This is a genomic window from Pseudomonas sp. SWRI22 (genome assembly GCF_014268395.2).
In the GTDB taxonomy this organism is placed as follows: Bacteria; Pseudomonadota; Gammaproteobacteria; order Pseudomonadales; family Pseudomonadaceae; genus Aquipseudomonas; species Aquipseudomonas paracarnis.
This window is the reverse complement of the sequence record NZ_JABWQK020000003.1, coordinates 200,891-221,114: the sequence shown is the minus strand read 5'-3', so window position 1 is coordinate 221,114 and position 20,224 is coordinate 200,891. Positions and strand designations below refer to the sequence as shown.

General features: G+C 60.3%; 16 protein-coding genes and 1 pseudogene. 6 read left to right on the top strand and 11 right to left on the bottom strand.

The genetic code is table 11. From position 1 onward, the window contains the following. Positions 1-4 precede the first annotated feature (4 nt). Both HU730_RS23945 and HU730_RS23940 read left to right on the top strand, forming a co-directional pair. On the top strand, positions 5-1,414 hold the full coding sequence (locus tag HU730_RS23945; RefSeq protein WP_233101204.1) for a TolC family protein: 1,410 nt from the start codon (positions 5-7) through the stop codon (positions 1,412-1,414). Between the two features lie 40 nt (positions 1,415-1,454). Beyond that, a complete protein-coding gene (locus HU730_RS23940) occupies positions 1,455-2,672 on the top strand; it encodes an HlyD family efflux transporter periplasmic adaptor subunit (RefSeq protein WP_186527635.1) in 1,218 nt (405 codons plus the stop codon). Positions 2,673-2,729: 57 nt separating this feature from the next. Here the strand turns inward: HU730_RS23940 and fdhA are convergent, their stop codons facing one another. The 9 genes and pseudogenes from fdhA to HU730_RS23900 all read right to left on the bottom strand — a co-directional run bounded on the left by fdhA (position 2,730) and on the right by HU730_RS23900 (position 12,708). Then, positions 2,730-3,929, bottom strand: coding sequence for a formaldehyde dehydrogenase, glutathione-independent (gene fdhA / locus HU730_RS23935; protein WP_014720230.1), 1,200 nt, complete (start codon positions 3,927-3,929; stop codon positions 2,730-2,732). Between the two features lie 181 nt (positions 3,930-4,110). Beyond that, positions 4,111-4,968: a formyltetrahydrofolate deformylase gene (purU, locus tag HU730_RS23930; protein WP_034128876.1), complete on the bottom strand. Its 858-nt coding sequence runs from the start codon at positions 4,966-4,968 to the stop codon at positions 4,111-4,113. Positions 4,969-5,093: 125 nt separating this feature from the next. After that, complete coding sequence (gene soxG / locus HU730_RS23925) at positions 5,094-5,726, bottom strand: sarcosine oxidase subunit gamma family protein (protein ID WP_014720232.1); 633 nt, start codon at positions 5,724-5,726, stop codon at positions 5,094-5,096. Positions 5,727-5,862: 136 nt separating this feature from the next. Next, complete coding sequence (locus tag HU730_RS23920) at positions 5,863-8,880, bottom strand: sarcosine oxidase subunit alpha (protein ID WP_060763979.1); 3,018 nt, start codon at positions 8,878-8,880, stop codon at positions 5,863-5,865. Continuing rightward, positions 8,877-9,179 carry a sarcosine oxidase subunit delta gene (locus tag HU730_RS23915; protein WP_003194855.1) on the bottom strand — a complete coding sequence of 101 codons (303 nt, stop codon included), beginning with the start codon at positions 9,177-9,179 and terminating at the stop codon, positions 8,877-8,879. The genes HU730_RS23920 and HU730_RS23915 overlap by 4 nt, the downstream gene beginning before the upstream one ends. Before the next feature lie 15 nt (positions 9,180-9,194). Then, positions 9,195-10,445 carry a sarcosine oxidase subunit beta gene (locus HU730_RS23910; protein WP_003176546.1) on the bottom strand — a complete coding sequence of 417 codons (1,251 nt, stop codon included), beginning with the start codon at positions 10,443-10,445 and terminating at the stop codon, positions 9,195-9,197. A 22-nt stretch (positions 10,446-10,467) separates the two neighbouring features. Continuing rightward, a complete protein-coding gene (glyA, locus tag HU730_RS23905; protein WP_003194857.1) occupies positions 10,468-11,721 on the bottom strand; it encodes a serine hydroxymethyltransferase in 1,254 nt (417 codons plus the stop codon). 151 nt (positions 11,722-11,872) lie between these two features. Beyond that, positions 11,873-11,962, bottom strand: a pseudogene (locus HU730_RS26855) (outer membrane lipoprotein carrier protein LolA); the annotation flags it as partial. A gap of 17 nt (positions 11,963-11,979) precedes the next feature. Continuing rightward, complete coding sequence (locus tag HU730_RS23900; RefSeq protein ID WP_054896755.1) at positions 11,980-12,708, bottom strand: TraX family protein; 729 nt, start codon at positions 12,706-12,708, stop codon at positions 11,980-11,982. Positions 12,709-12,798: 90 nt separating this feature from the next. Here HU730_RS23900 and HU730_RS23895 point away from each other — a divergent pair, with 90 nt between their 5' ends. The 3 genes from HU730_RS23895 (at position 12,799) to HU730_RS23885 (ending at position 14,898) form a co-directional block, all read left to right on the top strand. Further along, positions 12,799-13,839, top strand: a complete 1,041-nt coding sequence (locus HU730_RS23895; protein WP_003194862.1) for a low specificity L-threonine aldolase — start codon at positions 12,799-12,801, stop codon at positions 13,837-13,839. Positions 13,840-14,032: 193 nt separating this feature from the next. Continuing rightward, entirely contained in the window at positions 14,033-14,233 is a 201-nt protein-coding gene (locus HU730_RS23890) for a hypothetical protein (protein WP_034129068.1), read from the top strand. A gap of 131 nt (positions 14,234-14,364) precedes the next feature. Beyond that, positions 14,365-14,898, top strand: coding sequence for a hypothetical protein (locus HU730_RS23885; RefSeq protein ID WP_003194866.1), 534 nt, complete (start codon positions 14,365-14,367; stop codon positions 14,896-14,898). Between the two features lie 1,028 nt (positions 14,899-15,926). Here HU730_RS23885 and gbcB read toward each other — a convergent pair. Beyond that, positions 15,927-17,027: a glycine-betaine demethylase subunit GbcB gene (gene gbcB / locus HU730_RS23880; protein ID WP_014720237.1), complete on the bottom strand. Its 1,101-nt coding sequence runs from the start codon at positions 17,025-17,027 to the stop codon at positions 15,927-15,929. Between the two features lie 282 nt (positions 17,028-17,309). On the opposite strand from gbcB, the gene gbcA reads away from it, so the two are divergent. Beyond that, entirely contained in the window at positions 17,310-18,605 is a 1,296-nt protein-coding gene (gene gbcA / locus HU730_RS23875) for a glycine-betaine demethylase subunit GbcA (protein WP_014720238.1), read from the top strand. A gap of 843 nt (positions 18,606-19,448) precedes the next feature. On the opposite strand, the gene HU730_RS23870 is transcribed toward gbcA, so the two are convergent. After that, entirely contained in the window at positions 19,449-20,219 is a 771-nt protein-coding gene (locus HU730_RS23870) for an electron transfer flavoprotein subunit beta (protein WP_034129070.1), read from the bottom strand. Positions 20,220-20,224: the final 5 nt, after the last annotated feature.

The following is a 20,224-nucleotide window of genomic DNA, read 5'->3' as shown; positions in this document are numbered from 1 at the left end:
ATACCTGGTGCTGACCGCAGCGTTTTTCTTGTGTGTCCAGAATGCCAAAGCCTCCTCGCTGTTAAGCGAGCAGACTATCGGCATGAGTCTGGCGGATGCCCTTTACCTTGGCCTGCGCAACAACCGTGAAATACGCAGCGCTTACTTGCAAAGGGAGGGCCAAAAATTCGACCTGCGCGTGGCTGAGGACGCGTTCAAGCCAAAACTCTTGCTCAAGAGTGAATACACAAACATCAGAAGCAGCGAAGACCAAGCTCGTCAACTCGCACTTACCCCCACGGCTACGTTGCTCGGACAGTACGGCACGCGCTTGAACGTGGGATGGACCCAGCAGCTCAACCATTCCGAGCAGGTGGGCCACCTGCGCAGCGACGGGATAAACCTGGAAATAATCCAACCGTTATTGCGCGGATCCGGCCCGGATGTCACCACCGCCCCCCTGCGGCTCGCAAGACTGTCAGAGCAAGCCAACCGCCTGAACCTCAAGGCGAATATTTCTCAAACGGTCTCCACCATCATCACAACCTATCGGGAGCTGATCAGGGCTCAGGAGCAACTGGGCATCGTCCAGGCGTCGCTTCAAAGGGCGCAGGCCTTGTTGACGGTGAACAAAGCACTGATCAACGCCGGGCGCATGGCTCAATTTGAAATCGTGCAGACCGAAGCTGACATCGCCGTCCAGGAACTGAGTGTCGAAGAAGCGCAAAACCAGCTGGATATTCAACGCCTCGCCCTGCTGCGCCTGCTGGCACTGGATTTGTCCACGAACATTCAGGCCACCGAGGCCGTACAGGCAACTCCACTGGAGGTCGATCTGCCACAAGCCATACACCTGGCGCAAGCTCAGCAACCTCAGTACCTCTCCACATTGCTCAATGGCCAGCAGGCCGCGTTGGACATGATCCTCGCCAAGGATGCCGCTCGCTGGGACCTCTCTCTGGTGGCGGGTGCCAGTCAGGTGCGTGAGCACCCAGGCACCGGCTCTGCTCGGCGCTGGGAAAGCTATACCGGCCTTCAGTTGGAAATCCCCATTGGCGACATCAGCACCCGCCAAGCGCAGACACGTGCGCGTATCAATGTAGAACAACAGCAGTTGCTAATCGCCGACGCCCGTCAAGAATTGGAACGCAACGTCAGCAACGTAGTGCGCGAACTGGGCACCCGCTGGCGTCAATATGAAATCGCCCTGCGTGCCAACGAACTGTCCACGCGCAAGCTGGACATCGAGCGCGAAAAACTCAGCGTCGGGCGCTCCAGCAATTTTCAAATCATCAGTTTCGAAAACGATCTGCGCGATGCGGAAAATGCACGTATCAACGCACTCATCGCTTATCTGAACGCCCAGACGCAATTGGACGAAACCCTCGGCATGACCTTGGAAAAATGGGAGATTGCACTTGAAGGCCCACACTGAAAAGGCCTGTCACTCGCACTATTGGCGCATAGGTTCGATGATGCTGATAGCGTTGATTGGCGCTGCATTGATCGTGAAAAAAGTTGCGATTGCGCCGCCCCCCGCACCGCAATGGGTGAGCGTGCAAACCAAGCCAATGACGCTACATATCGGCCTGGTCGGAAAATTCGAGCCTATCCAAACCATCGTGCTCAACGCACCATTCGAAGGCGTTATCCAGTCCCTCGAAGCCGAACAGGGCCAGTGGGTACAGAAAGGCCAAGCGCTTCTGAGCATGGACCCTACGCTGATCGAGCTGCAGTTACGCGAAGCCCTGTCCGGGCAACTCAAAGCCCAACGAACCGTGCACGAGTTGAACAATTGGGAAAACGGCACTCAAGTCACACGAGCGCGTCGTGCGTTACGCACCGCCGACATCTCACTGAGCAACCTGGAAGGCAGGCTACGAGAAAACCGCCATCTGTTCGAACGCGGCATTATTGCGCGCAACGAACTTGACGAACTGGAGCAGCAAACGAAGTTGCAACGACTTGAACGCAGCAGCGCTCAAAACGAGCTGAACGCGTTATTAGACGAAGGGAAAGGCCAGGCTCGGCAGATTGCCGAAATGGAGCTGACCAATGCCACGGTGAGGTACGAACAGCTGCAACGGTTGATTGCCAAACAGGTCGTGGTAGCACCGTTCACCGGCGTTATTGTTCCTGTAAATGCCGCACAAGGGGCCGGAGTAACGCCTCTCGTACAGACCGGCTCAAGGGTCAGTCAGAATCAGGCTCTGCTGGGTTTGGCCAATACCGAAACACTGAAGATCGTCACTACGGCATCCGAGCTGGATATCAACCAACTGCAACCGGGACAGCGCGTTGAAATCCTGGGTGATGGATTTCTCGGCGAGCCGCTGCTTGGCCATGTGCAAGCGGTCGGCAACTTGGCCTTGCCCAGCGATGACCCCGGCAACAGTGCACTGTTTCCCGTCACACTGAGCGTGGCGGCATTGACGCCAGGACAGGCCAAGCGTATCCGTCCCGGTATGAGCGCACGCCTGAACATCACGGCCTACCACAATGAACAGGCCATCATCGTGGCGCCCGAAGCGATAAGCCAGGAAGGCAGTGAAATGGTCGTGATTTACCGTAAAGGCGAGGGCCAGCCGATTGAACGCCGGATCGTAGAGGTGGGCCATGCCAACGCCGAGGGCGTAGAAGTTTTTGGTCTTGCACCCGGGCAGGTGAGCCTTGGCAGCTCATCGCGAGAATGAGGCGCGTCTTTGTTAAACAAAGGGCGACCCGCGGGTCGCCCTTTGTTTGCTTTGCCTTTACGCCGCACTGAACAGCTTGTGCGGATCAATCACAAACTTCTTCGGTACACCCGCATCGAACTCGCCATAGCCACGTGGCGCATCATCAAGGCTGATCACCTGCACGCCGACGATCTCAGCGATGTTGATACGGTCCCACATGATCGCCTGCATCAGTTGGCGGTTGTACTTCATCACTGGCGTCTGCCCGGTGTGGAAGCTGTGGGATTTGGCCCAGCCCAGACCAAAGCGAATGCTCAGGCTGCCCATTTTTGCGGCGGCATCGACAGCACCTGGATCTTCGGTCACATACAGGCCTGGGATACCGATCTTGCCTGCCACACGTACCACGCCCATCAGCGAGTTGAGCACGGTGGCCGGGGCTTCGGCCTTGACGCCGTCGTGGCCGTGACCGCGTGCTTCGAAGCCCACGCAGTCAACGGCGCAGTCCACTTCGGGCTCGCCCAATAACGCGGCGATTTGTTCGTGCAGCGGGGTGTCGGTGGACAGGTCGACCACTTCAAAACCCTGGGCCTTGGCGTGGGCCAGGCGGATCGAGTTGACGTCGCCGATGATCACCACCGCTGCACCCAGCAAGCGAGCGGAGGCGGCAGCCGCCAGACCCACCGGGCCGGCACCCGCGATGTAGACAGTGCTGCCTGGGCCGACGCCGGCAGTAACAGCGCCGTGGTAGCCAGTGGGCAGGATGTCGGAGAGGCAGGTCAGGTCACGGATTTTCTCCATGGCCTTGTCACGGTCCGGCAGTTTCAGCAGGTTGAAGTCGGCATACGGCACCAGCACGTACTCGGCCTGGCCGCCGGTCCAGTCGCCCATGTCCACGTAGCCGTAGGCGCCACCGGCACGGGCCGGGTTGACGGTCAGGCAGACGCCGGTGTGTTGTTCCTTGCACGAACGGCAGCGGCCGCACGCGACGTTGAACGGCACGGACACCAGGTCGCCGATTTTCAGGTTCTCGACGTCGCTGCCCTTCTCGATGACTTCACCGGTGATTTCATGACCGAGCACCAGGCCGGTCTGGGCCGTGGTGCGCCCACGCACCATGTGTTGGTCGGAGCCGCAGATGTTGGTAGAGACCACGCGCAGGATGACGCCGTGCTCAATCTTCCTGCCACGGGGGTCCTGCATTTTGGGATAGTCGATTTTCTGTACTTCGACCTTACCGTTGCCGAGATACACGACACCACGATTACCAGACATGCTTTCACCTCGCTGTTGTTTTTATGGAACTGCGTTGCCCTTGGGGCAGCGCGTTAAGTGCTCGGGTACAGATGCTGTTTCTTGTGTTGCTTGTAAGGGCCTCATCGCAGGCAAGCCAGCTCCCACAGTGGATCGGGTTCACACATTCAGGAATGGGAGCTGGCTTGCCTGCGATAGGGATCTAAAGAACGACGGTGCGATTGGCGTTCAAGAACACCCGCCGCTCGATGTGATACCCCACCGCCCGCGCCAATGTGAGCCCTTCGATATCCCGCCCCTTGGCAATCAAATCCTCGGGATAGTGGCTGTGATCCACCACTTCCACGCCCTGGGCGATGATCGGCCCTTCATCCAGATCGTTGTTGATGTAATGCGCCGTGGCGCCCACCAGTTTCACGCCCTTGTTGTACGCCTGGTGATAAGGCTTGGCGCCCTTGAAGCCCGGCAGCAATGAGTGGTGAATGTTGATGGCCTTGCCGTCCAGCTTGCGGCACAGCTCTGGTGACAGCACTTGCATGTAGCGCGCAAGGATCACCAGTTCGGCGCCGGTGTCTTCCACCACTTGCCACACCTGGCGCTCCTGGGACGGTTTGTCGTTGGGGTCGAGGGGGAAATGGTAGTAGGGAATCTGGTGCCAATCAGCCAAGGGCTTCAGATCGGGATGGTTGGACACCACCGCGACTACGTCCATCGACAGCTGGCCGATGCGCTGGCGATACAGCAGGTCGTTGAGGCAGTGATCGGCCTTGGAGACCATGATCACCACTTTGGGCCGGTAGTTCGGCGCCGTCAGTTCGAAGATCATGCCAAAGGCTTCACCACGGGTGGCCAAGCCATCGCGGAACGCCTGTTCGTCAAAGCCGTCAGGCTGACGGAACTCAACACGAATGAAAAACCGACTCGAGAGGCGGTCATCAAACGAATGGTGCTCGGTGACGTAGCAGCCTTGCTCAAACAGGTAGCGGGTGACCGCGTCCACCGTGCCGAGCACGCTGGGGCAGTCGGCGGTCAAAATCCATGTATCGGGTGCGCGGCTCATGGGTCACTCCTCAGGCTGATCGTTCCCACGCTTTGCGTGGGAATGCCGCCATGGACGCTCTGCGTCCGCTTTTGGGACGCAGAGCGTCCCGGTATGCATTCCCACGCGGAGCGTGGGAATGATCATCATGCGACAACGCTCAGGCCGAACTCAGCCGAGGCATCCTGCAACCACAACCACCAGTAATCCGAGAAGCTGCGACGGATCAGCAGTTCCCAGGTGTCTTCAGCCGTATGACGGATCACCAGTTGCGACTTGGCGAACACCGTACCCACGGCTTTGCCGACCGGGAAGTTGTTGGGGTGTACGTCGTAGCTGGTGGACTTCATCAGCACATCGCGCACATTCGGGCCGCTCAGTTCAAGAATCTGCTGGCCGCCGCTGACGTTGACGATCTGGATATGCAGGTCGCCCAGGGCGGCGCGCAGGTTTTGCTCGGCGGCAAACTCTTCACCGCTCGGCACGATCAACAGCCACTCATCCGGGCCGAGCCACTGAAGGCTGGTTTCACCTTTGAAGACCACGCTCAGCGGGCCTGGCAGTTCGATACCGACGGCCTTGTGTACGCCGGCGGCGAAGGCGGCATCATGGCCATCGCCGCGGATAGTCAGGTGGCCGAGGAGTTTCTTTTCACGCACGGTCACGCCGGCATTCTTGCGGCCCTTGCCGACCAGGCTGGCGAGGTCGGCATGGTGCAGCGACGACTCGGCCTTGGCGCCGGTGGTGGGGCGTTGTTGGTAAACATTGGCTGCTGTCATAAAGCACCTGTTCTGAATTCTGTTGATCGTTCCCACGCTCTGCGTGGGAATGCCGCCATGGACGCTCTGCGTCCGCCCTTGGGGCGCAGAGCGCCCCGGAATGCATTCCCACGCAGAGCGTGGGAACGATCAGGTGTCAGACGTTCTGCCGATCACCTTTGGGGTCAAAGAACACCGAAGACACAATCTCGGCTTCGATCACGCTGCCATCCGCTTGCGGCGAGAACACCCGCTCACCGATGCGCTTCAAGCCGCCCTTCACCACACCCATGGCAAACGAATAGCCCAGGGAGTTATGCGCATAACTTGAGGTAACGTGACCCACCATCTTCATCGGAATCGTCTGCTTCGGATCGAACACCAACTGCGCGCCTTCCGGCAGCCACACGTTCGGGTCGATCGGCTTGAGCCCCACCAACTGCTTACGCTCTTCACGCACGCAGTCTTCACGGTTCATCCCGCGCCAGCCGATCCACGAGAACGGCTTGGTACGGCCAACGCACCAGCCCATGTTCAGGTCGTCCGGGGTCATCGAGCCGTCGGTGTCTTGCCCGACGATGATGAAGCCCTTCTCAGCGCGCAGTACGTGCATGGTCTCGGTGCCGTACGGGGTCAGGTTGTACTTTTTGCCGGCCTCGACGATCTTTTCCAGCACACCCATGGCGTAGTCGGCCTGCACGTTGACTTCGTACGACAGCTCACCGGTAAACGAGATACGGAACACTCGCGCCGGCACGCCGCCCACCAGGCCTTCCTTCCAGGTCATGAACGGGAAGCCGTCCTTGTCCAGGTCGATGTCGGTGACTTCACTGAGCAGCTTGCGGCTGTTGGGGCCCGACAGGGTCATGGTTGCCCAATGGTCGGTGACCGAGGTGAAGTACACCTTGAGGTCCGGCCATTCGGTCTGCTGGTAGATTTCCAGCCACTGCAGCACGCGGGCGGCGCCGCCGGTGGTGGTGGTCATCAGGAAGTGGTTGTCGGCCAGACAGGCCGTCACGCCGTCGTCGAAGACCATGCCGTCTTCCTTGCACATCAGGCCGTAGCGCGCCTTGCCCACGTCGAGCTTGGTCCAGGCGTTGGTGTAGATGCGGTTGAGGAACTCGCGGGCATCCGGGCCCTGAATGTCGATCTTGCCGAGGGTGGACGCGTCCAACAGGCCGACACTGTCACGCACGGCCAGGCATTCACGCTTCACTGCGGCGTGCAGGTCTTCACCGTTACGCGGGAAATACCACGGGCGTTTCCACTGGCCGACGTCTTCAAACTCGGCGCCGTTCTTCACGTGCCAGGCCTGCAGCGCGGTGTAGCGTACCGGCTCGAAGATATGCCCACAGTGACGGCCCGCTACGGCGCCGAACGTCACCGGCGTGTAGTTGGGACGGAACATGGTGGTGCCCATCTGCGGGATGGTCACGTTCAACGAACGGGCGGCGATGGCCAGGCCGTTGACGTTACCCAGCTTGCCCTGGTCAGTGCCGAAGCCCAGCGCGGTGTAGCGTTTGACGTGCTCCACCGACTCGAAACCTTCGCGGGTGGCCAGTTCGATGGCGGCGGCGGTCACGTCGTTTTGCAGGTCGACAAATTGCTTTGGCGCCCGTGCGGTAGCTTTTTCGTGGGGCACCTGGAACAGCGCCAGGGTGGGTTCTTCAAGACGGCTCAAGGCTTTTGGCAGCGTGCCTTCAACCGGGGCAAAACCGGCTTCGCTGGCCGCACGCACGCCGCCTTCAAAGCCATCGGCGAGGGAATCGCCAAGGCCGTAGACACCGTTGATGCCACCCACGCACACGCGTTTTTGCGGTGCTTCGCCCGGTACAAACCCGAGGATATCTTCACGCCAGGTCGGCTTGCCGCCCAGGTGCGAGGCCAGGTGCACCACCGGGCTGTAACCGCCGGAGCTGGCGACCAGGTCGCAGTCCAGCCACTCGCCGGGGCTGGTGACTTTGTGCGCCTTGACGTCGATGGCTGCCACGCGGGCACCGGTCACGTGCTTACTGCCACGGGCCTCGATCACGGCGCTGCCGGTGAGGATGCGAATGCCTTTGGCGCGAGCTTCTTCAACCAGAGCCCCGCGTGGGTTGTGGCGCGCATCGGCCACCGCAACAACGGTGAGGCCCGCATCGAACCAATCCAGCGCAACGCGGTAGGCATGATCGTTGTTGGTCGACAGCAGCAGCTTTTTACCCGGTGCCACGCCGTAGCGACGCACGTAGGTAGACACCGCACCCGCGAGCATATTGCCCGGCACATCGTTGTTGCCATACACCAGCGGACGCTCGCACGCACCGGTGGCCAGCACCACACGCTTGGCACGTACGCGGTGGATACGCTGACGCACCACCCCAATCGGCGCACGGTCACCGAGATGGTCGGTGAGACGCTCGTGAATGGTCAGGAAGTTATGGTCGTGGTAACCGTTGACGGTGGCGCGGGGCAGCAGCACCACGTCCGGCAGCGCTTTCAATTCGGCAATGACGCTGGCAACCCATTCAGTGGCCGGCTTGCCGTCGAGGCTTTCGCGGGAATCGAGCAGCGAACCACCGAACTCTTCCTGCTCGTCGGCGATGATCACACGGGCACCGCTGCGCGCAGCGGCCAGCGCAGCCGCGAGGCCCGCAGGGCCTGCGCCCACGACCAGCACGTCGCAATGACGGTTGAAGTTGTCGTAGGTGTCCGGGTCGTTCTCGGTGGGCGAGCGACCAAGGCCCGCCGCCTTGCGGATGTACTTCTCGTAGGTCATCCAGAACGATTGCGGGTACATGAAGGTTTTGTAGTAGAAACCCGGCGGCATCAGCTTGCCGCCGACCTTGCCGAGAATCCCCATCATGTCGTTGTTCACGCTCGGCCAGCCGTTGGTGCTGGTAGCAACCAAGCCTTGGTACAGCGCCTGTTGGGTGGCGCGCACGTTGGGGATCTGCGTGGCTTCGGTGGCGCCGATCTGCAGCACCGCGTTCGGCTCTTCGGCGCCCGCGGCGAAGATGCCCCGTGGGCGCGAATATTTGAAGCTGCGGCCTATGATGTCGACACCGTTGGCCAGCAGGGCTGCGGCCAGGGTGTCGCCTTCAAAGCCCTTGTAGCTCTGACCGTTGAACGTAAACGTCAGGGCTTTATTACGGTCGATGCGGCCACCGTTGGACAGGCGATTGATCTGGCTCATACCTTCTCTCCAGAGGCCTTGGCGGTGAACTGAGGCTTCTCACCGATCTTGTAGGTTTCAAGAATTTCGTAGGTCACAGTGTCGCGGGTGGCGTTGAAATACTGACGGCAACCGGCGGCATGGATCCACAGTTCGTGGTGCAGGCCGCGCGGGTTATCGCGAAAGAACATGTAGTCGCCCCACTGCTCGTCGGTGCAGGCATTCGGGTCCAGCGGGCGCGGGATGTGCGCTTGGCCGGACGCGTGGAATTCCTCTTCGGAGCGCAGTTCGCCACAGTGAGGACAGAAGATATGCAACATAGGGGATTTCTCCTGTTAGTGGGCGACGGCCGCAGCGCCGTGTTCGTCGATCAACGCACCGTTGTGGAAACGGTCGATGGAAAAAGGTGCGGCCAGCGGGTGCATTTCACCCTTGGCCAGGCTGGCGGCAAACACGTTGCCTGAGCCTGGGGTGGCCTTGAAGCCACCGGTGCCCCAACCGCAGTTGAAGAACATGTTCGGTACCGGCGTCTTGGAGATGATCGGGCAGGCGTCCGGCGTGGTGTCGACGATGCCGCCCCACTGGCGGTTCATGCGCACCCGCGACAGCACCGGGAACATCTCGACGATGGCCTGGATGGTGTGCTCGATCACCGGGTACGAACCGCGCTGGCCGTAACCGTTGTAGCCGTCGATACCGGCGCCGATCACCAGGTCGCCCTTGTCGGACTGGCTGATGTAACCGTGCACCGCGTTGGACATGATCACGCTGTCGATAATCGGCTTGATCGGCTCCGACACCAACGCTTGCAGCGGGTGGGATTCGATCGGCAGGCGAAAGCCCGCCAGCGAGGCCATGTGCCCGGAGTTACCGGCAGTGACCACACCGACGCGCTTGGCGCCGATAAAGCCCTTGTTGGTTTCCACACCGATGCACACGCCGTTTTCCTTGCGGAACCCGATCACTTCGGTCTGCTGGATCAGGTCCACGCCCAAGGCGTCGGCAGCGCGAGCAAAGCCCCAGGCCACGGCATCGTGACGGGCCACGCCGCCGCGACGTTGCACGGTGGCGCCGAGCACGGGGTAACGGGTGTTCTTGGAGCAATCCAGATACGGGATTTCGTCGGCCACTTGCTGGGCATTCAGCAGCTCGCCGTCCACACCGTTGAGGCGGTTGGCGCTCACGCGGCGTTCGGAGTCACGGATGTCCTGCAGGGTGTGGCACAGGTTGTACACGCCACGCTGGGAGAACATCACGTTGTAGTTCAGGTCCTGGGACAAACCTTCCCAGAGTTTCATAGCGTGTTCGTACAGGTGCGCCGACTCGTCCCACAGGTAGTTGGAACGCACGATGGTGGTGTTGCGCGCGGTGTTACCGCCGCCCAGCCAGCCTTTCTCGACCACCGCCACGTTGGTGATGCCGTGTTCCTTGGCCAGGTAGTAAGCGGTCGCCAGACCATGCCCGCCGCCGCCGACGATGACCACGTCGTAGACCTTTTTAGGGGTCGGCGTGCGCCACATCTTCTGCCAGTTTTCGTGATGGCTGAGGGAGTGCTTGAAGAGGCCGAAGCCTGAGTAGCGTTGCATAGTCATTACTCCAAAACCGCGCTCAGCGATAAACCGGGAAATCAGCGCACAGGGCAGACACGTGCTTGGCCACGTTGGCCTCGACGTCGGCGTCGCCGAGGTTGTCGAGGATGTCGCAGATCCAGCCGGCCAGCTCGACGCACTGCGGCACTTTGAAGCCACGGGTGGTCACCGCCGGGGTGCCGATGCGCAGGCCCGAGGTCACGAACGGCGACTGCGGGTCATTCGGCACCGCGTTCTTGTTGACGGTGATGTGGGCGCGACCGAGGGCGGCATCCGCCTCTTTGCCGGTGAGCCCCTGGCGAATCAGGCTGACCAGGAACAGGTGGTTGTCGGTGCCGCCGGAGACCACATCGTAGCCACGCTTGATGAACACTTCGGCCATGGCCTGGGCGTTATCGATCACTTGCTGCTGGTAAGCCTTGAAGCCGGGCTCCAGCGCTTCCTTGAAGCACACGGCCTTGCCAGCGATCACGTGCATCAGCGGGCCGCCCTGGGCGCCGGGGAATACCGCAGCGTTGAGTTTCTTTTCGATTTCTTCGTTGGCCTTGGCCAGGATCAAACCGCCCCGTGGACCGCGCAGGGTCTTGTGAGTGGTGGTGGTGACCACGTCGGCGTAAGGCAGCGGGTTCGGGTACAGGCCAGCGGCGACCAGGCCGGCGACGTGGGCCATGTCGACGAACAGCAGCGCGCCGACCTTGTCGGCGATCTGACGAAAGCGTGGAAAATCTAGGGTCTTGGAGTAGGCCGAGAAACCTGCCACAACCATCTTCGGCTTGTGCTCGACCGCCAGGCGCTCGACTTCGTCGTAGTCGATCAGGCCGGTGTCGGTGTTGATGCCGTACTGCACCGCGTTATACAGCTTGCCCGAGGACGACACTTTGGCGCCGTGGGTCAGGTGACCGCCGTGGGCCAGGCTCATGCCCAGAATAGTGTCGCCGGCATTGATCAGCGCCAGGTACACGGCGCTGTTGGCGGAGGAACCGGAGTGCGGTTGCACGTTGGCGTAATCGGCACCGAACAGCTGCTTGGCGCGCTCGATGGCCAGGGCTTCGACCTTGTCCACATGCTCGCAGCCGCCGTAGTAGCGCTTGCCCGGGTAGCCTTCGGCGTATTTGTTGGTAAGGCCACTGCCTTGAGCTTCCATCACGCGCTTGCTGGTGTAGTTCTCCGACGCGATCAGCTCGATATGATCTTCCTGGCGCTGCTCCTCGGCATTCATCGCCGCCAGCAGTGCGTCGTCATATCCCTGGATCTGGTCTTGTTTGCTGAACATCGCGTCTCTCCCAGCCTTTCGTATTGTTGAGGCCCTCGCAGGGCCCTTTGATGCGATGGTAGGGCTGGCGCGTGCGGGCCAAATGCCTGCGCACGCCACGCAAAGGTGCGTTTACGACATGGCCTGAGCAAATGCTAACTGGGTGCCTACAAACTGTAGGAGCGAGCTTGCTCGCGAAAAACCTGAGGGCGCCGCGTTCAATCAGGCAGCCCGCGTTATTGTTGACGTTTTTCGCGAGCAAGCTCGCCCCTACAAGGGCTAGGCAATGAGCTTGCGAACGAGTAGCAACAGAAGAAAATGCATGGGATACAGGGCATAGGCCCAGCGTCGCATGGCGGGGGGGTTGGCGTTTTTGCCATGTCGCAATAAGACCAATCCTGCCAGCGGCGCAATCAGACATGCAGCCAACCCCGACAGCGCCACAAGCGTGCCGCTATTGAGCAGAATCTGCCACTGATTGGCGGCGACGCAGACTAAACCCGGCAGCACGCTGAAATACCAGGGCCGGCGAAACACCAGCAATATCGCCAGTGGCAGCAATACACCAAAGAAACCGAACATCAACTGGTGTGAAAACACGGCCGCCATTGTGACGGCGATCAGCGCCAATCCTCGATCAACCAACGCCTTTTGCTGCCAACCTCGGGCAACCAGCATGCCCAGCGCCAGGGTCGGCAACACGTTCAAGGTATCGGCATCTTCGATGAACATCCGATAAGGCACTTCGCTGATCACGCTGAACAGCAGCAACCAACCCAGGTAGCGCCAATGGCCCGTCACTGGGGCGTAACGGACACGGTGCAAATTAGCCGCAATCGCCAGGCAAAACCATGGAAACGCCAGGCGCCCCGGCACATATAGCCCATCCAGGCTCAGCCCCACATAGCGCAAATGATCGAGCACCATACTCAACAGCGCCAGCCACTTGAGCAGATCCAAAGCGCCATCTCGGACAGGTCCGACAGGCAAGGTTTCAGTACCGTGCATAATTCCCCAACGACTTTGCATTTACAGTGCGTGCGTGCCCCCGGCAATCTTGGGTAAAGTGCGCACCAACATCGACCACAGGAACGGGCCATGACCGACAAGAGCCAACAATTTGCCAGCGACAACTATTCCGGCATCTGCCCGGAAGCCTGGGCCGCCATGGAACAAGCCAACCAGGGCCATCAACGTGCCTACGGCGATGATGAATGGACCCACCGCGCCGCCGACGGTTTCCGCAATCTATTCGAGACCGACTGCGAGGTGTTCTTCGCCTTCAACGGTACAGCTGCCAACTCCCTGGCGCTGTCCTCGTTGTGCCAGAGCTACCATAGCGTGATTTGCTCGGAAACCGCCCACGTCGAGACCGACGAATGCGGCGCGCCGGAGTTTTTCTCCAACGGCTCCAAATTGTTGGTTGCCCGCACCGAAAACGGCAAGCTGACCCCGGAGTCGATCCGTGAGATCGCCCTCAAGCGCCAGGACATCCACTACCCCAAACCCCGCGTCGTGACCCTGACCCAGGCCACCGAAGTCGGCAGCGTGTACACCCCGGAAGAAATCCGTGCCATCAGCGCCACCTGCAAGGAGCTGGGCCTGAACCTGCACATGGACGGCGCACGCTTCGCCAACGCCTGCGCATTCCTGGGTTGCTCCCCGGCCGACCTGACCTGGAAAGCCGGCGTCGACGTGCTGTGCTTTGGTGGTACCAAAAACGGCATGGCGGTGGGTGAAGCCATCCTGTTCTTCAATCACAAACTGGCTGAAGACTTCGACTACCGCTGCAAACAGGCCGGTCAGTTGGCGTCGAAAATGCGCTTTCTTTCTGCGCCATGGGTGGGCCTGCTGGAAAATGACGCCTGGCTCAAGCATGCACGCCACGCCAACCATTGCGCGCAATTGCTGAGCAGCCTGGTAGCGGATATTCCCGGCGTGGAATTGATGTTCCCGGTACAGGCCAACGGCGTGTTCCTGCAACTCTCCGAGCCCGCGATTGCAGCGCTGACTGCCAAGGGCTGGCGTTTCTACACCTTCATCGGCAAAGGCGGTGCGCGCTTCATGTGTGCGTGGGATACCGAGGAAGAGCGTGTAAGGGAATTGGCTGCCGATATTCGGGAAGTGATGAACGCTTAACGTACGAATTCGGCCAGTTGGTACTGGCCGATTGCTGAGACTGTTTTTTGATATTTCTGAGAGCCACGCAGCTCGTTTTCATTGTCTAGCCTCTCGTTACCCGCAAGGAAAACGCAGCGGTAACTGCCTCCTTACGGGTTTCACCGCCAGCCGAATAATCGGCGGCAAAGGCACATCAATGGAGAGCTTTATCATGGAATATCAAAGCAATGGCAACACACTGCAAAGCGGCGGCAGCACTAGCACCACGGTCATTGACTGGGATGAGTTCAGGAAACACGCCAAGGTCGGGGACACCATTCAGGAGTCATCCAGAACGCTGACCATCTACGACAAAGCCTACGAATTGACAAACTCAGGCCAGCACTTCGTTGTCCATATCTATGCCCAATAACTGTTAACACCTAAGGCTCGCGTCGCAGATTCCCGACCTGCGACGCGACGCTGAATCATGATCGTTCCCACGCTCCGCGTGGGAATGCCTCCTCGGACGCTCCGCGCCCACCCGAAATCAAGGATGAACACGTGGGCAGAAGCCGCTATGTCATCACCGAACCCGAAAAACCCCACTTCCTCACCTGCACTGTCATGGAATGGCTCCCTCTCTTCACCCGCAACTACCTGGTGGACCATCTTCTGGATTGCTGGCGATATCAACAAAGCAACCACGCTTTAAACTTGTTTGGTTACGTCATCCTGGAAAATCACCTGCACTTTATTGCTCAAGCGCCCGATCTGGGAAAGTGCGTCAGCCAATTCAAATCCTTCACCGCCCGCACCATCATTGACGACCTGCAAAGCAAAGGCGCGGAGCGGGTATTGCAGCGCCTGCGTTTCTGCAAGCGTGCACACAAGACAGATCGTGTTTATCAACTGTGGCAGGAAGGTTCACATGCGGAGTTGGTTTACAGCGAGGCAGTCATGCGCCAGAAGCTTGATTACATCCATCACAACCCCATAAAGCGGGGCTATGTGGACCTGGCTGAACACTGGCGTTACTCCAGCGCGCGCAACTATGCAGGTATGCCAGGCCTGATCGACATCCAACCTTGGCTCTGAAGATCCGCGTGCCCCTTCCCTTACGACGGGACGCGGAGCGTCCCAGGTGGCGTTACCACGCAGAGCGTGGGAACGAGCATGTGCCTGCTGCCGGAAAGATCGTTCCCGCGCTCCGCGTGGGAATGCAGCCCGTGACGCTCCGCGTCACCCCTCAACTGCGGCGGGACGCGGAGCGTCCTGGGAGGCGTTACCACGCAGCGCGTGGGAACGAGCATGTGCCTGCTGCCGGAAGGATCGTTCCCGCGCTCCGCGTGGGAATGCAGCCCGTGACGCTCCGCGTCACCCTTCAGTTGCGACGGGACGCGGAGCGTCCTGGGAGGCGTTACCACGCAGCGCGTGGGAACGAGCATGTGCCTGCTGCCGGAAGGATCGTTCCCGCGCTCCGCGTGGGAATGCAGCCCGTGACGCTCCGCGTCACCCCTCAACTGCGGCGGGACGCGGAGCGTCCTGGGAGGCGTTACCACGCAGAGCGTGGGAACGAGCAGGTGCCTGCTGCCGGAAAGATCGTTCCCGCGCTCCGCGTGGGAATGCAGCCCGTGACGCTCCGCGTCACCCTTCAGTTGCGACGGGACGCGGAGCGTCCTGGGAGGCGTTACCACGCAGAGCGTGGGAACGAGCATGTAGCCTTCTGCCGGAGGATCGTTCCCGCGCTCCGCGTGGGAATGCAGCCCGTGACGCTCCGCGTCACCCCTCAACTGCGACGGGACGCGGAGCGTCCTGGGAGGCGTTACCACGCAGAGCGTGGGAACGAGCATGTAGCCTTCTGCCGGAAAGATCGTTCCCGCGCTCTGCGTGGGAATGCAGCCCGTGACGCTCCGCGTCACCCTTCAGTTGCGACGGGACGCGGAGCGTCCCAGGTGGCGTTACTACGCGGAGCGTGGGAACGAGCAGGTGCCTGCTGCCGGAAAGATCGTTCCCGCGCTCCGCGTGGGAATGCAGCCCGTGACGCTCCGCGTCACCCTTCAGTTGCGACGGGACGCGGAGCGTCCTGGGAGGCGTTACCACGCAGAGCGTTGGGAACGAGCAGATCAGAATTCGATGCGTACATCACCCTTCGGCACACTGCAGCACGACAGGATATAGCCTTCGGCTTCGTCCTCTTCGGTAATCCCGCCGTTGTGCTCCATCTCTACTTCGCCGCCCAGCTTCATGACCTTGCACGTACCGCAGATGCCCATGCCGCAGGCCTTGGGGATCAGCAGGCCGAGCTTGGCCGCCGCAGCATGCACCGTTTCCCCCGGCGCCACGCGAATGCTCTTGCCGGACGCGATAAATTCCACTTGATGCAGGTCTGCCAGGTCGATCTCCGGCGCATCCGCCGCTTGCTCGGCCTGCTCCACCGCATCGGCACGGGCTTCGGGCGGTGTCGCGCCAAAGGATTCTTCGTGATAACGCGTCATGTCGAAACCGGCAACTTCCAGCAAACGCTTCACCGCGTTCATGTACGGCGTAGGGCCGCAGCAGAACACTTCGCGCTCCAGGAAGTCCGGCACCATCAGCTCCAGCATCTTGTGGTTCAGATAGCCGCGATACCCGGCCCAAGGCTCGCCCAGGCCGTGTTTTTCGCAAATCAGGTGCAGGCTGAAGTTGTCGATCCGCGACGCCATGTGCTCCAGCTCGCGGTGATAGATGATGTCCTTGGGCGAGCGGGCGCTGTGGATAAAGGTCATGTCGACGTTCGCGTTGGTGTCGTAGAACCAGCGCGCCATGGACATCACCGGCGTAATTCCAACGCCGCCGCTGAGGTACAGCACTTTCGGGCTCGGGAAGTCGATGGCATTGAACAGCCCGACCGGCCCGTGCACCGCCAGCTCCTGGCCTTCGTGCAAAGTGTCGTGCAACCAATTGGAAACCCGGCCGCCCGGCACACGCTTGATGGTCACCGAAAAGCTGTAAGGCACCGACGGTGAGCTGGAAATCGTGTACGAACGCATGATCGGCTGGCCTTCGATTTCCAGCTCCAGGGTGACGAATTGCCCTGGCTTGAAAAAGAACAGGATCGGCTGATCGGCCATGAAGCAGAAGGTGCGCACATCCCAGGTTTCCTGGATGACTTTGACGCAGCGGACGATGTGCCGACCATTGGCCCAGGTCTGGGTGGTTACCGGATTCAGGAAATTATTGGACATGTTGTTCTCCACCGCCGACGTCGGCCTTATGGTGGCGATTCTGCGTAACGCGAGAACCACCCATTTACCTATCTGCGACATTCACATACTTACGGCGACCAGCCCCCAAAGACAGGGGCTTGCGCGTCGGGATCAGATTGGGCCATGTCGCCCATGGATAAGGTTCGACGTTACGCCGGGCCCACACTCGCTCCCAACAAAGACGCGTTCTTTACGCCTTGCACAGCACCAACCGTAGCCACTATTCGCCGGCCACACAGAATGGCCATGAGGACACACACGATGGACGTCACCGCAACCTTAAGCTTGGGCGATCCGCTGGAACCCGCACGCAAGGCCACTGCGCAAATGCTGCAAGAGCGCGAGCGCACTTTTTCGCTGCCGCAGCCGTTCTACTCTGATGAGCGGTTGTTTGATATCGACATGCAGGAGATCTTCCAGAAAGAGTGGTTGATCGCCGGCATGACGTGCGAAATCCCCACCAAGGGCAACTACCTGACCCTGCAAGTGGGCAAGAACCCAATCATCGTGATCCGGGGTGCCGACGGCGTGGTGCATGCGTTCCACAACGTCTGCCGCCACCGTGGTTCGCGCTTGTGCACCAGCGAGAAGGGCAAGGTCGCCAAATTGGTGTGCCACTACCACCAGTGGACCTACGAGCTGGACGGCCGCCTGCTGTTCGCCGGCACCGAGATGGGCGCCGATTTCGACATGAAGCAGTACGGCCTCAAGCCGGTGAACGTGAAGACTGCTGGCGGCTACATCTTTATCAGCCTGGCCGAAAATCCACCGGCCATTGATGACTTCCTGTCGACGCTCAGCCATTACATGGAGCCCTACGACATGGAGAACACCAAGGTGGCGATCCAGACCACCTTGTTCGAAAAAGCCAACTGGAAGCTGGTGCTGGAAAACAACCGCGAGTGCTACCACTGCAACGCCTCGCACCCGGAACTGCTGAAAACCCTGCTGGAGTGGGACGACGTTACCGACCCGCGCGCCGACCAGGCGTTCAAGGATCACGTAGCCGCGTCCGCCGCCGCTTGGGATGCCGAAAAAATCCCTTACGCCCACGCCAGCTTCGGCCTGCGTAACCGCATCGTGCGCATGCCACTGCTCAAGGGCACTGTGTCGATGACCCTGGACGGCAAGCAGGGCTGCGCCAAACTGATGGGCCGCATCAAGAACCCGGACCTGGGCTCGATGCGCATCCTGCACCTGCCGCACTCCTGGAACCACTGCATGGGCGACCACATCATTGTGTTCACCGTGTGGCCGATCAGCGCCCAGGAAACCATGGTCACCACCAAGTGGATCGTGCACAAGGACGCCGTGGAAGGCGTGGACTACGACGTGGAACGCATGCGCCAGGTGTGGGATGCCACCAACGACCAGGATCGCCGCCTGGCCGAAGAGAACCAGCGCGGCATCAACTCCACCGCCTACCAGCCAGGCCCTTACTCCAAGACCTATGAGTTTGGCGTGGTGAATTTTGTGGATTGGTACAGCGAGCGCATGTTGAGCAACCTGGGCGCTGCTCCGGCGCCGTACCTAAAAGGTGTGGCCGCACACGAATAACTGCCCCCCATAGATCACAATGTAGGAGCGAGCTTGCTCGCGAAAAACTCACAGGCACCGCGTTCATCCAGGAAACACGCGTTATCGTTGACGTTTTTCGCGAGCAAGCTCGCTCCTACATCAGTTCTCGCGCAAGCCCCTAGCGCCCTGCCCTCCAGCCTTTACCCAACAACTTATCCACAAAGCCACCCACAGCAATTGCGGGCAAGTGCGCCGTGCTCGCAAATTAAATCAATAAAATCCGTGACTTATTCAAACTTGCGGGTTTTATCTTGAGCAGCTCATTTATTGATCAATCCTCCAAGAGCCTTGTTTGGCGTGGCTTGCAGCGGTAAGCGAACACCTTATCCACAGATGCACCAACAGACTTTGGGGGCAACTTTGTTCGGGTTGTGGAAAAGCCCTTGAAACCCTCATGAATCGGGGATATCCAGCCGTTTAAACGGCGAATATGTGAGATTTGATCAATTATTGACCAACCCCTCGAAAGCCACGTTTTATAAGGCTTGTAGCGGATAGCGAACATCTTATCCACAAAAGCGCCAACAGACTTTGGGGGCAAGTCGAGGCCTAAACCCGGTGAAAACCCGAGCAAAAACCGCAAGTTAGGTTGGTTATTTTTCGTACAGAGGGCTGCAGAGCTTGATATGCCGGGCTTGTGGACACCCGCGAACAGGTTATCCACAGGCGGATCAACAGGCATTGTGGGTAAGCCCAAGATAAAGCAGGAAAATGTGGAAGCGGGCTTGCCCGCGATTGCAATACGTCAACGGATGCATGGGTTGCTGACCTACCGCTATCGCAGGCAAGCCAGCTCCCACAAGGTTTGGTGGTGGTCAGGGTTCAGCGTACGACGCCCTCGTCTACCAGAAGCTTGAGAATCGCTTGCGCGCCCTCTTCAGCGCTCACGCCCTTGAGCACCTGCCCACCGCCGCCACTGGCCTTGGCCGTTGCGGCCTTCATACGGTCGGCACCACTCTTGGCCTTGATCACCTTGAGGCGCTTTGGCCGTGGCTTGGCCGGTTGCAACAGTGCGCCTGTGAATAACTCGTCGTGTTCAATCTCAACGTCATGGGCGGCCAGTTCACCCCGTTGCGCCGGGCCGTAGGCGCTCTGGCGTGGCTTGGGCGCGGCGTTATCCACAGTGGCGAGAAACGGCAGGCGCACCTTCAAGCGCCGTCGCTGGCCGCGAGGCAGCGCCTGCAGCACCAGGGCTACGCCGGCGTCGATGGACTCCACCTGGGCCAGCCCCACAATCAGCGGCCAGCCCAGTTGCTCGGCCAAGAGGAACGGCAGCATTCCCGAACCTTCGCCGGTTTCTGCCTGGCTCCCGGTCAGTACCACTTGAGCACCGGCGTCGCGCAGATACTCACTGAGCACCGGCAAGGCGTCCGAGCCGGCCGGTTGTTCCAGTACCTGCAGTTGCGGCAGGCCCATGCCCAGGTAGCTGCGCAGGGTCGGCTCGCTGACATCACCAGCGTGCAGCACCTGCAACTTATCCCCAGCCAGTTGCAGCCCCAGCTCAACCGCGCGCGCATCCTGCTCGGCGCGGCGTGGACGCCCGGAGGTGGGGTGAGCACCGATGGACACCAGGCTGAATACAGTGTTCGTCATGGTCA